This is a genomic window from Phytopseudomonas straminea, from assembly GCF_900112645.1.
Taxonomy (GTDB): domain Bacteria; phylum Pseudomonadota; class Gammaproteobacteria; order Pseudomonadales; family Pseudomonadaceae; genus Aquipseudomonas; species Aquipseudomonas straminea.
Window position 1 is genome coordinate 86,342 of the sequence record NZ_FOMO01000006.1, and the last position, 12,224, is coordinate 98,565.

General features: G+C 66.1%; 9 protein-coding genes. 5 read left to right on the forward strand and 4 right to left on the reverse strand.

All coding sequences use genetic code 11. From position 1 onward, the window contains the following. Positions 1 to 47: 47 nt before the first annotated feature. The 5 genes from BM279_RS15840 (at position 48) to BM279_RS15860 (ending at position 4,784) form a co-directional block, all read left to right on the forward strand. On the forward strand, positions 48 to 716 hold the full coding sequence (locus BM279_RS15840; protein WP_093505280.1) for a GntR family transcriptional regulator: 669 nt from the start codon (positions 48 to 50) through the stop codon (positions 714 to 716). Positions 717 to 793: 77 nt separating this feature from the next. Beyond that, positions 794 to 1,600 carry an ABC transporter substrate-binding protein gene (locus BM279_RS15845; RefSeq protein ID WP_093505282.1) on the forward strand — a complete coding sequence of 269 codons (807 nt, stop codon included), beginning with the start codon at positions 794 to 796 and terminating at the stop codon, positions 1,598 to 1,600. A gap of 10 nt (positions 1,601 to 1,610) precedes the next feature. Continuing rightward, positions 1,611 to 2,381 carry an amino acid ABC transporter permease gene (locus BM279_RS15850; protein ID WP_093505284.1) on the forward strand — a complete coding sequence of 257 codons (771 nt, stop codon included), beginning with the start codon at positions 1,611 to 1,613 and terminating at the stop codon, positions 2,379 to 2,381. Position 2,382: 1 nt separating this feature from the next. Continuing rightward, a complete protein-coding gene (locus BM279_RS15855) occupies positions 2,383 to 3,180 on the forward strand; it encodes an amino acid ABC transporter ATP-binding protein (RefSeq protein WP_093505286.1) in 798 nt (265 codons plus the stop codon). After that, positions 3,174 to 4,784, forward strand: coding sequence for a gamma-glutamyltransferase family protein (locus tag BM279_RS15860; protein ID WP_093505288.1), 1,611 nt, complete (start codon positions 3,174 to 3,176; stop codon positions 4,782 to 4,784). The genes BM279_RS15855 and BM279_RS15860 overlap by 7 nt, the downstream gene beginning before the upstream one ends. A 160-nt stretch (positions 4,785 to 4,944) precedes the next feature. Here BM279_RS15860 and BM279_RS15865 read toward each other — a convergent pair whose 3' ends face one another. From BM279_RS15865 to BM279_RS15880, 4 genes are read right to left on the reverse strand one after another with little or no spacing between them, the layout of a single operon-like run. After that, a complete protein-coding gene (locus tag BM279_RS15865) occupies positions 4,945 to 6,468 on the reverse strand; it encodes an MFS transporter (protein WP_093505290.1) in 1,524 nt (507 codons plus the stop codon). Positions 6,469 to 6,470: 2 nt separating this feature from the next. Further along, positions 6,471 to 7,925, reverse strand: a complete 1,455-nt coding sequence (locus tag BM279_RS15870) for an efflux transporter outer membrane subunit (protein WP_093505292.1) — start codon at positions 7,923 to 7,925, stop codon at positions 6,471 to 6,473. 2 nt (positions 7,926 to 7,927) lie between these two features. Next, a complete protein-coding gene (locus BM279_RS15875; protein ID WP_093505294.1) occupies positions 7,928 to 11,068 on the reverse strand; it encodes an efflux RND transporter permease subunit in 3,141 nt (1,046 codons plus the stop codon). A gap of 16 nt (positions 11,069 to 11,084) precedes the next feature. Continuing rightward, positions 11,085 to 12,131, reverse strand: coding sequence for an efflux RND transporter periplasmic adaptor subunit (locus BM279_RS15880; RefSeq protein WP_244154171.1), 1,047 nt, complete (start codon positions 12,129 to 12,131; stop codon positions 11,085 to 11,087). Positions 12,132 to 12,224 lie beyond the last annotated feature (93 nt).

Consider the following 12,224-nt stretch of genomic DNA (forward strand, 5'->3'; position numbering starts at 1 on the left):
TTATTGGCTAAACGGATAATTGGATACATTTATTCAGGAATGCCGCCATGCTCACCGTTCCGCTCTACGCCCAGCGTCAACCCGTCACAGCCGAGGAGGAGGCTTACAACTTCTTGCTCGGCGCGATCTGTGCGGGACGTTACCGCAAGGGTGATCGGCTGGTGGCCGAGGACATCGCTGCAGAGATAGGCACCAGCCGCATGCCGGTGCGCGAAGCCTTTCGCCGCCTGGATGCCCAGGGCCTTGTCACACTACGCCCCAACCGCGGTGCGGTGGTCAGTGGTTTGGATATCGAGGAAATGAGCGAAGTCTTCGAGATGCGCAGCGCCCTTGAAGGCCTGGCGATCCGCGTGGCGGTCAGCAAGGTAACCGAGCGCCACCTGACCCTGCTCGAGCGCCTGCTCGACGACATGGACGACTGCCGCGACGACGCTGCCCAATGGGTCGCGCGCCACCGCATCTTTCACGAATACCTGTGCAGCATCGCCGAGCGCCCGCGGCTGATGAAGCAGATCATCGCGCTCTACTCGCTGACCGAGGCACCGATGCGCCTGTGGATCGAACACGGCGAGAAGCCGCTCAGCGACCGCGAAGAACACGACAAGCTGCTCGACGCCCTGCGCACCCGCGATGCCGACCTGGCCGAACAGGTGATCCGCGAGCACATCGAGGGCACCTTGCCGGCCCTGACCCAGTTCCTGCAAACCGAACAATAACAACGGACGGTCGCCAACGACTGCCTCTCATCCCACTTCACTGCTGCCCTTTCGATCACAGCAAACGGAGTACCACCATGCGCCTAACATGCTCTCTCGCCGCCGCAATTTCCCTCAGCCTGGCCGCCTCGCTGGCCTCTGCTGCACCGGTCATTCCAGATCGCCTCAAGGACGTTAATAAGCTGACGTATTGTTCGGGCATGGATTCTCCACCGCTGGCTTCCTTCGACGCGGCGCAGAAGCCAACCGGGATGATCATCGAGCTGGGCGAGGAGATCGCCAAGCGCCTGGGCAACAAGGAAGTGTCGTGGCGCGTCACGCCCTTCTCCGGAATCATCCCAGCGCTGCTGGCCGGCCAGTGCGATCTGATCGTCGACCAGCTTTTCGATAAGCCCGAGCGCCGCCAGGTGATCGACATCGTCAACTACATGTACTCCAGCCAGTCGGTAGTGGTGCCCAAGGGCAACCCCAAGGGCGTCAAGGCGATGGGCGACCTGTCCGGCAAGAAGGTCGCGGTGCTCAACGGCTCGACCATCAAGACCTTGCTCGAAGCCGAGAACGACAAACTGACCAAGAACGGTAAAGCGCCGATGAAACTGGCGGTTTACAACAGTGACACCGACGCCTTCCAGGCGCTGCGCATCAACCAGGTCGATGCCTACGGCACCACCGTGGAAACCTCGGGCTACTACGCGGCGATGGCGCCGGACATGTTCGAGGAAGCCGTGCCGGCGTTCGGCCGCATCCTCACCGGCATTGGTGTGCGCAAGGACGACCAGCAGATGTCTGCCGCCGTGCAGCAGATCATCGATGACATGCGCGCCGACGGCAGCTACATGGCGCTGCTGACCAAATGGCACATCCCTGGCGACACGCTGGATTGAGGGCGGCACGATGAATTTCAACTGGGACATCTTCTGGCAATACCTGCTGCAACCCAGTGATGTGTACCTGCGTGCCTTGTGGATGACCTGCGTCATCGCCGTACTGGCGATGGCGCTGGGCTGCGTGATCGGGTTGCTGACGGCGCTGATGCGCCTGTCGAGCAACCCGCTCATCCAGGCACCGGCACGCTTCTACGTGTGGCTGATGCGCGGCACGCCGCTGCTGGTGCAGATCGTTTTCCTGTACACGGCGCTGGCGGCGGGCGGCATCTTCCGCTTCGAGGACCTGGACCTGGGCTGGGTGGTGATACCGGGCAACCTGCAGGCGGCGATCATCGCCCTGGGCCTCAACGAGGGCGCCTACATGGCGGAGATCATGCGTGCCGGTATAGGCGCCGTGGACAAGGGCCAGTACGAGGCCGGCCGCTCTCTGGGCATGACCTTCGGCAAGCTGATGCGCCGCATTGTGCTGCCCCAGGCGTTCCGGATCATCGTTCCGCCGCTGGGTAACGAGTTCAACCTGATGCTCAAGAACACCACCCTGGTCAGCGTGATCGGCGTGCAGGAGCTTCTGCTCAGCACGCAGATGATCACCTCGGCGACCTTCCGGGTGTTCGAGCTGTACCTGGTGGTGGCCATTTACTTCCTGGCGCTGACCACCCTGTGGGGCTTCTTCCAGACCTGGCTGGAGCGCCGCTTCGGGCAATCCGACCGGCGCCCGGCCACGGCCTCCAAGCGCATGTTCGGCAGCTACACGGCAAAACTCTTGAGGGGACGTTGAGATGCAGAGCAGTAATCAGGATCTGGTCATCGAAGCGCTGGATATCCATAAGGCCTACGGCGACCTGGAGATCCTCAAGGGCGTGTCGCTGCAGGTCAAACGCGGCGAAGTGGTGGTGCTGATCGGTGCCTCGGGTTCAGGCAAGACCACCTTCATCCGCTGCATCAACCTGCTGGAAGAAATTCAGAGCGGGCGTATCCGCGTCAACGGCCAACCCATGGGCTATCGCGAACGTCCGGGCGGCAAGCTGGTGCGCGACAGCGAGCGCAATATCGCCCGCCAGCGCCGCGACATCGGCATGGTGTTCCAGCGCTTCAACCTGTTCCCGCACATGACCGCGTTGGAAAACATCATCGAGGCGCCGACCCAGGTGCTCGGTGTCAGCAAGGCCCAGGCCCTGGAGCACGCCCACCAATTGCTCAAGCAGGTAGGCCTGGCCGACAAGGCCGACCACTACCCGTCGATGCTTTCCGGCGGCCAGCAGCAGCGCGTGGCCATCGCCCGCGCCCTGGCGATGAAGCCGCAAGCCATGCTGTTCGACGAGCCGACCAGCGCCCTGGACCCGGAAACCGTCGGTGAAGTGCTGCAGGTGATGAAGCAGCTCGCCGAACAGGGCATGACCATGGTGGTGGTCACCCATGAAATGGGCTTCGCCCGGGAAGTGGCCGACCGCGTCGTGGTGCTCGACCAGGGCGAACTGATCGAACAAGGCCCGCCCGAACAAATTTTCAGCGCACCCAGCCATCCGCGTACGCGGGCGTTCCTGAGTCGCGTACTGCCGGAGGTAACCGCATGCTGAGTTTTTCCGCCCACCGCTATCCCTATGCTTCGCAGCGCCAGAGCGTATTCGCCCGGCGCGGCATGGTGGCGGCTTCGCAACCCCTGGCCGCCGAGGCCGGTATCGACATCATGCGCCGCGGTGGCAACGCCATCGACGCCGCCATTGCCACGGCTGCCGCACTGACGGTGGTCGAACCCACCGGCTGCGGCATCGGCGGTGACGCCTTCGCGCTGGTCTGGGTCAAGGGCCAGCTGCACGGCCTGGACGCCAGCGGCCACGCGCCAGCGGCCCTGAACATCGAGGCGGTCAAGGCCGCCGGCCACAAGGAGATGCCGTTGTACGGCTGGACGCCAGTCACCGTGCCGGGCTGCCCATCGGCCTGGGCCGAACTGTCACGCCGCTTCGGTCGCCTGCCGTTCGCCGACCTGCTGGCACCTGCAATCAGCCTGGCTGCAGATGGATTCCCGCTGTCGCCAGTGGTCGCCCACCAGTGGCAGGTGACGCTGGACGAATACACCGCGCGCCGCGAGCCGGCCATGCAGGCCTGGTTCGACACCTTTCTGATCGATGGCCGCGCGCCAAAGGCCGGCGAGCTGTTCCGTAACCCGGCCCAGGCGCGCACCCTGCAGGCGCTGGCTGACAGCCAGTGCGAGAGCTTCTACCGCGGCGAGCTCGCCGAGACCATCGACCAGGCCTCGCGCGCCGCCGGCGGCTACCTGCGCAAGGAAGATCTGCAACGCTACAAGCCGCGCTGGGTCGACCCGATCAGCGTCAACTACCGCGGCTATGACGTGTGGGAAATCCCGCCGAGCGGCCAGGGCCTGGTCGCCCTGATGACCCTGCAGATTCTTCAGGGCTTCGAGTTCGACCATCGTGACAGTCTGCAAACCTGGCACCGCCAGATCGAGGCGCTGAAGCTGGCCTACGCCGACGGCCTGCATCACATTACCGACCCCGAGCACATGCGCGTCGCCGTAGCTGACCTGCTCAGCCCGGGCTACACCGAGCGCCGCCGTAAACTGATCGGCGAGCGCGCGATCAAGCCGGAAGCCGGCGACCCGCACGCCAGCGGTACCGTTTACCTGGCTGCCGCCGATGGCGAAGGCAACATGATCTCGTTTATCCAGAGCAACTACCACGGCTTCGGCTCCGGCGTAGTGGTGCCGGACACCGGCATCTCCCTGCAGAACCGCGGCCAGGAATTCAGCCTGGACGCCAATCACGCCAACGCCCTGGTTGCCGGCAAGAAAACCTTCCACACCATCATCCCCGGCTTCCTGACCAAGGACGGCGAAGCGGTCGCGCCGTTCGGCGTGATGGGCGGCTACATGCAGCCCCAGGGCCATGTGCAGATGGTCATGAACCTGGTCGACTTCGGCCTCAACCCGCAAGCCGCACTCGATGCACCGCGCTGGCAGTGGCAGGGCGACAAGAAGGTCGGCATCGAACAGGCGGCCCCGCGTGACGTGGCTGTGGCCCTGGCGCGCATGGGCCACCAGGTCAACGTGGAATGCGACTCCACCGACTACGGCCGCGGGCAGATCATCGTGCGTGATCCGCAAACCGGCGTGCTGTGCGGCGGCACCGAGCCACGCGCGGACTCCCATATCGCAGTGTGGTGACGCCGTTTTCTGAAATACCCGGGCCGCCGCAATGGCGGCCCGTTTTTTTAGAATCGGTCCACGAGCTGTCGGCTCGAATTTAGGGCTTTGACGGCGAAGTAGTGGTAGACCGTAGCAGCCTCTCAGGTCTGACTGAAACAACTCGGAGCGCAGGTCCTGTTCATAAAGTGCCTAGTGAGCGCTTTGCCCGCGCGCGCTGCCCCTTGAACAACCTGAACACCACGACGGCCAGCACGCCGACCACCACGGCCGCGGTGCACAGCAAGATCGAGTGGGTACTGGAGAACGCCGCCTTGGCCGCCGCGATCACCGCACTGCCCTGCTCGGCCGGCAACTCGGCGGCCACCAGGTAACTGTCGCCAATCGAACGCGCAGCTCGCTGTGCCAATGCTGCCGCCAGCTCTGCGGGCAAAGCGATGGTGTGGCCGTACACGCTGGACATGAATACGCCAAAGAAAGTAATTCCCAGCCCGGTGCCCAACTCGTAGGCGGTCGCCTCCAAAGCGCCCGCCGCACCACCCTTGCTGGCCTCCACCGCGCCCATGATGGCGATGGATGAAGCGGTCAGGCCGATGCTCAGCGCCAGCCCCAGCACGGCGAGCACCACCGGCACGCTGACGCCCGGCTCATGCAGATCGGCGAATGCCACGAAACCCAGCGCGCCAGCGGAAACCAGCAGCGACAGGCTGGCCACGCCGCGCAGGCCGAAGCGGTTGGATAGGTAGCCGGCCAGCGGCCCGCCGACCGCCGCCGCGGCCATGATCGGAATCATGAAGATGCCGGCCTCAAGCGGCGACTTGTCGAGCACGTACTGCAGCTCCATCGCCAGGGTCAGCTCCACACCGGCCAGGGCACCGATCGCGACCACCGCCATGATCAGCCCGGCCAGCAGCACCGGGCGGCCGAACAGCGACAGATCGAGCATCGGCTCGGCCGAGCGCAACTGCTGGCGGGTAAACAGGGTCAGCAACGCCAGGCCGACGAGCAGCACCAGCAGGGCCACCGGCAGCGGCTGGGTACCGCCGACGCCGGCCTTGAGGGCGTAGACCACGCTGATGATGCCGGCGATCAGGATCAGCGCCTGGCCGATGGCCCATTTGCCCGGCGTGGTCTCCTCGACGCGGGGCAGCAGTGCGAAGGCCACCGGAATCACTACCGCCATCACCGGCACGTTGATCAGGAACACCGAGCCCCACCAGAAATGCTCGAGCAGCGCACCACCGATCAGCGGGCCGACCGCCGCGCCCGCCGCGCCGACGGTGCCCCACAGGCCGAGCGCCATGGCCCGTTCGCGCTCATCCTCGAAGGTACGGCGGATGATGCCCAGCACGCAGGGCATGATCATCGATCCGCCGAGGGCTAGCAGTATTCGTGCGGCGATCAGCAGAGTCGGTGTGGGCGCGAAGGCTGCCAGCGTCGACGCCACGCCGAACACGCCGAGCCCGGCGAGCAGAATGCGCCGGTTGCCCACCCGGTCGGCCAGTGTGCCCATGGGCACCAACAGGCCGGCCATCAGCAGCGGGTAGATGTCGATGATCCACAGGATCTCCGTGCTCGTGGCGCCGAGCGCCTGGGTCAGCGACGGCACGGCGATATGCAGGATGGTCATGTCGATGACGATGGGCATGAAGGCCAGCATCACGGCGACGAGAATCAACCAGCGTTTGGGTACGGCACGCAACATGACTACTGCTCTCGGTGATCGGCGTTGGCCGCGGGGTCGTTCGCGGCGGTGATGATAGTACGTTCACGCAGGCCGCCGCCCAGCGCCTTGTACAAGGCCACGCTATTGACCGCTGCGTCGCAGCGCAGCTCCAGCAGGCTATGCTGGGCGGCGTACAACCCACGCTGGGCGTCGAGCAGCTCCAGGCGACCATCGACGCCGGCCTGATAGCGCAAGCCGGACAGCGCCACCCGGCGCTGGGCACTGGCCACCACACGGGTTTGCGCCTCGATCTGGCTGTCCAATGTGGCCGCGCCGGCCAGGGCATCGGCCACTTCGCGGAAGGCGGTCTGGATGGCGCGCTCATACTGAGCCACCGCCTCGGACTTGCGTACCTTGGCCAGGCGCAGTTCAGCGCGCAGCCGCCCGGCCTGGAACAGCGGCTGGGATAGCTGCGGCGTGAAGCGCCAGACCTGACGGCTCGGGTCGAACAGGCTGCCCAGCGAAGTGCTGGCATAGCCGAACGAGGCGGTCAGCGATACTTGCGGGAAGAACGCCGCCCGCGCCGCGCCGATATCGGCATTGGCCGCGCTGAGGGTCTGTTCGGCCTGACGAATGTCCGGGCGCACCAGCAGCATGTCCGACTGCAGACCGGCCGGCAGCCGCGCCACCAGCGGTTGCCGGGCGAGTTCCCGCGCCGCGGGCAGGTCAGCCGGCAGCGCTTCACCGACCAGCAACTGCAGGGCATTGCCGGCCTGGACATAGGCCCGCTGGCGCGCCTGCAGATCGGCCTCGGCACTGGCCACCTGACCTTCGGCCTGGGCGACATCCAGGCCGCTGTTCTGCTTGGCGTCCTGCAGCAGGCGCGCGAGCTTCAGAGACTGCTGCCAGTCCTTGAGGGTGCGCTGCGCCAGCTGACGCTGCTCGTCGGCCAGTTGGCGAGCGAAGTAGGCGTCGGCCACCGCCCCGATCAGGCTGATCTGCGCGGCATCGCGGCCCTGCTCACTGGCCAGGTAACGGGCCAGCGCCGCATCTGACAGCGAGCGCACGCGACCGAACAAATCCAGCTCGAAGGCGCTGACGCCGACATTCACGGCGACTTGGTTGCTCACCTCGCGTCGCGACTCACCGCTGTTGCCCTGCGCCAGGGCGCGCTCGCGGGTGCGGCTGGCATCCAGGGACACCGACGGCAGACGGGTGGACTGCTGGATGTTGAACATCGCGCGCGCAGCGTCGACGTTCAATGCCGCCAGACGCAGATCGCGGTTGTGCGCCAGGGCCAGCTCGATCAGGCGCTGCAACTGCGGGTCGGCGAACATCGTGCGCCAGCCCATTTCGCTGGCTGGCACGGCGGCGCCCTGCAGCGCAGCAGCCTCTGGAAAGCTGACCGGCACCGGTGGCGCCGGGCGCTCCAGTTCGGGCGTCATGGAACAGGCCGACAAACCGGTGACCAGGGCGACTACCAGAAAACAACGCATGATCATTGCTCCTCACCAGGCTGCGGCACTGCGGCGGTGCGCTGTGCGCGCCAAGCCTGAAAGCGTTCCTGCAGCCCCATCACGAACACGAAGAACGACGGCACGAAGAACACCGCCAGCAGGGTGCCGCTGAGCATGCCGCCGAACACGCCGGTGCCGATGGCGTGCTGGGTCTCGGCGCTGGCGCCGGCGGCGAGCATCAACGGCACCACGCCCAGGGTGAAGGCCAGCGAAGTCATCAGGATCGGCCGCAGGCGCAGGCGTGCGGCGGTCACCGCGGCGTCCACCAGCGAGCGACCTTCGCCGTGCAGCTGGCGGGCGAACTCGACGATCAGAATGGCGTTCTTCGCCGACAGGCCGATGATGGTGATCATCCCCACCTTGAAGAACACGTCGTTGGGCAGCCCGCGCAGCATCACCGCCGCTACCGCGCCGAGCAGACCGAGGGGCACCACCAGCATCACCGACAAAGGAATCGACCAGCTCTCGTACAACGCCGCCAGCACCAGGAACACCACCAGCGCCGAGAGCGCCATGAGCATCGGTGCCTGGGCCGCCGACTGGCGCTCCTGCAGTGATTGGCCCGTCCAGGCCACCGCATAGCCCTGAGGCAACTGGGCGACCAGGCGCTCCATCTCGGCCATTGCCGCGCCGCTGGAAACGCCAGGCGCCGCGCCGCCGGCAATACGCACCGCCGGGAAGCCCTGGAAGCGCATCATCTGCTGCGGCGACTCGCTCCACACCGGCGTCACCACTTCGCGCAGCGGCACCATGCCGCCGCTGGTGTTGCGCACGCGCAGATTGAGCACATCGTCGAGCTGCATGCGCGCCGGGGCGTCGGCCTGCAGAATCACCTGCTGCATGCGCCCGGCGTTGGGGAAGTCGTTGACGTACTGCGAGCCCATGGCCGCTGACAGCGTGCTGCTCACCGCCGCGAACGACAGGCCCATGGCCTCGGCCTTCTGGCGGTCGATGTTCAGGCGAATGCTCTCGCCCGGCGGCAGACCATCGGGATAAACGTCGCTGACCACCTTGCTCTGTCCGGCCAGCTCCAGCAGCTGCGCCTGGGCCTTGAGCAACTCGGCTTCGCCACGGTTGCCACGATCCTGCAGAAATAGCGTGAAGCCCGACGAGGTACCTAGCTCGTCGATGGCCGGCGGCATCAGGCTCATCACCGTGCCTTCCACGTTATCGGCCATGGCCTCCTGGGCCAGCGTCGCCTCCTCGGCGGCAGTGGCGCCGTGGCGCTGATCCCAGTCCTTGAGCATGGTGAAGGCCATGGCTGCGTTGGTGCCGGAACCCGAGAAGCTGAAGCCCTGCACCACCAGGTTGGTGTCCAGCGCCGGACGTGTGGCCACGTGGGCCTCGAAGCGTTTGACCACATCCAGGGTGCGTTCGCTGGTGGCGCCGGTCGGCAACTGGATGGAGGTCATGAAATAGCCCTGATCTTCTTCCGGCAGGAACGACGATGGCAACTGCTGACCGGCGACGGCCAGCACGCCGCAGAGCAGCATGAACACCACCATCATCCTTCCGCTGCGCCCGACCAGCCGGCTGACGCGTCCGGTGTAGCGCTCGGTCAGCCGCTCGAAGCCGCGGTTGAAGGCGCCGAAGAAACCGCGTTTCTCATGGTGATCGGCACTCACCGGGCGCAACAGCGTGGCGCACAGCGCCGGCGTCAGGGTCAGGGCCAGGAACGCCGAGAACAGAATCGACACCGCCATCGACAGGGTGAACTGCTGGTAGATCACCCCCACCGAGCCGCTGGCGAAGGCCATGGGAATGAACACCGCGGTGAGCACCAGGGTGATGCCGATCACCGCGCCGGTGATTTCCTTCATCGCCTGCAGCGTCGCCTCACGCGGCGACAGACCGCGGGTGACCATCAGGCGCTCGACGTTCTCCACCACCACGATGGCATCGTCGACGATGATGCCGATGGCCAGCACCATGCCGAACATGGTCAGCGAGTTGATCGAGAAGCCGGCCAGCAGCATCACCGCGAAGGTGCCGAGCAACGCGATGGGCGCGACGATGGCCGGGATCAGCGTGTAACGCATGTTCTGCAGGAACAGGAACATCACCAGAAACACCAGCACCATGGCCTCGAGCAGGGTGTAGATCACCTTCTCGATGGAGACCCTGACGAACGGCGCAGTGTCGAACGGCACCGAATAGCTCATGCCGGTGGGCATGCTCGGCGCCAGCTCAGCGAGCCGATCGCGCACAGCCTGAGCCGTGCGCACGGCGTTGGCACCCGGCGACAGCTGGATCGCCGCGCTGGTCGCCGACACACCGTTCTCGCGGTTGGAAAATCCGTAGGACTGCGCGCCCAGCTCGACCCGCGCCACGTCGCCGATGGTCACCCGCGAGCCGTCGGCGCTGGCGCGCAACACCACAGCGGCGAATTGCTCGGGCGTTTCCAGCTGGCCTTCGACGGTCAGCGGCACGGCCAGTCGCTGCCCCGGCAATGCCGGCTCATCACCGAGCCGACCGGGGGCAATCTGCGCGTTCTGCTGCTCGATGGCCTGGGACAGATCCCCCATGGTCAGGCCGAAGGCGTTCAGCTTGCTGGGGTCGACCCAGATGCGTAGCGCCTGCTCGGCGCCGAACAGCTGCACGCGGCCGACGCCCTCGATGCGGCGCAGCTCCGGCACGATATTGCGCGCCAGGTAGTCGCCCAGCATGACCTCGTCGAACTGGCCGTCCGGCGAAGTCATGCCGATCATCATCAGAAAGCCCGAGGCGGCGGATTCCACCTGCAGGCCGCTCTGGCGCACCACCTGGGGCAAGCGCGACTCGACCGCCTTGATGCGGTTCTGCACGTCCACCTGGGCCAGTTCGGGATCGGTGCCCGGCTTGAAGGTGGCGGTGATCTGCGCGCTACCCGAGGTGTCCACCGAGGACTCGAAGTACAGCAGGTTCTTGACCCCGGACAGCTCGCGTTCGACCAGGCTGACCACCGAATCGTTGAGGGTCTTGGGCGTGGCGCCTGGGTAGGTGGCGTACAGCGCTACCGACGGCGGCGCCACCGAGGGGTAGCGGGCAATCGGCAGTTGCGGAATGGCGATTGAGCCGAACAGCACGATGAACAGGGCGATCACCCAGGCGAACACCGGACGGTTGATGAAGAACTGTGGCATTTGAGTTTTCTCCCGATCAGCGCGCGGACGAGCTGGCCAGCTCGCTCGCGGTGCCGGCTTGCCACAGCCGCGCCTTGACCGGCGCGCCCTCAGCCAGGCGATCGAGGCCTTCGATCACTACCCGCTGGCCGGCGCTGAGGCCGTTGACGATGCGATAACGACGCCCAACCAGCTCACCAAGCTCGACCGGCACGCGCTGCACCTGCTCATCCTCGCCCAGCACCCACACGCTGGCCTGGCCGTCACGGCGCAACACCGCCTGTTGCGGCACACTCAGGGCATCGGTGTGGTGCGCCCGCGGCACCCGCGCCAGCACGTACATGCCGGGTAGCAGCTGGCGGTTGGGGTTGTCGACCTGTACACGCAGCAACACGTTGCCCGTGCCGGCATCCACGCTGATGCCAGAAAACAGGATCCTGCCGCTCAGCCCATAGGCCTTGCCGCTGCTGTCGAGGATCTGCACGGGCACGCCGTCGGCGCCAGGGGCCAGCCGGTTGCCCAGAGCATGGCGCCAGCGTTCCAGACTGGTGGCCGACTCGCGCACGTCGACATACACCTGATCGATCTGCTGCACGGTGGCCATGGGCGTGGTGTCGGTGGTCGAGACCAGGGCACCTTCGGAGACCTGCGCCTGGTCGACACGACCGGAAATCGGTGCGCTGACGGTGGCGTACTTCAGATCCAGACGCTTGCGCGCCAGCGTCGCCTCGGCCTGGGCGACGTCGGCGGCGGCCTGCTCGCGCTGGGAGGCGGCGTCATCAAAAGTCTGTTGGCTGACCGCTTCGGCGCTCACCAGCGGTTGCAGGCGCTCGACCTGGATGCGCGCGCGGGCCAGCACGGCCTGGGCACGCTTGAGGGCGGCCGTCGCGTTTTGCACCTCGGCCTTGAACGGCGCGGCATCGATCTCGAACAGCGCAGCGCCAGCCTGGATGTCGGCACCTTGCTCGAACAGCCGGCGCTGCACTATACCGCCGACCTGCGGACGAATCTCGGCGGTTCTGAACGCCGCGACACGAGCAGGCAAATCCTCGCTGACGTCCAGGGTCTGCGGTGTCAGCGTCATGACCGACACCTGCACGGGTTCCGGCTGTGCCTCCTGCTGCGGCGAATCGCAACCACTCAGCATCAGGGCGCACAGGCAAAGGCCCATGGCGTA

Bases quoted from the DNA above. Each gene is read 5' to 3' on its own strand.
- BM279_RS15840 (WP_093505280.1), top strand. From the start codon at position 48: ATGCTCACCGTTCCGCTCTACGCCCAGCGTCAACCCGTCACAGCCGAG.
- BM279_RS15845 (WP_093505282.1), top strand. From the start codon at position 794: ATGCGCCTAACATGCTCTCTCGCCGCCGCAATTTCCCTCAGCCTGGCC.
- BM279_RS15850 (WP_093505284.1), top strand. From the start codon at position 1,611: ATGAATTTCAACTGGGACATCTTCTGGCAATACCTGCTGCAACCCAGT.
- BM279_RS15855 (WP_093505286.1), top strand. From the start codon at position 2,383: ATGCAGAGCAGTAATCAGGATCTGGTCATCGAAGCGCTGGATATCCAT.
- BM279_RS15860 (WP_093505288.1), top strand. From the start codon at position 3,174: ATGCTGAGTTTTTCCGCCCACCGCTATCCCTATGCTTCGCAGCGCCAG.
- BM279_RS15865 (WP_093505290.1), bottom strand. From the start codon at position 6,468: ATGTTGCGTGCCGTACCCAAACGCTGGTTGATTCTCGTCGCCGTGATG.
- BM279_RS15870 (WP_093505292.1), bottom strand. From the start codon at position 7,925: ATGCGTTGTTTTCTGGTAGTCGCCCTGGTCACCGGTTTGTCGGCCTGT.
- BM279_RS15875 (WP_093505294.1), bottom strand. From the start codon at position 11,068: ATGCCACAGTTCTTCATCAACCGTCCGGTGTTCGCCTGGGTGATCGCC.
- BM279_RS15880 (WP_244154171.1), bottom strand. From the start codon at position 12,131: ATGACGCTGACACCGCAGACCCTGGACGTCAGCGAGGATTTGCCTGCT.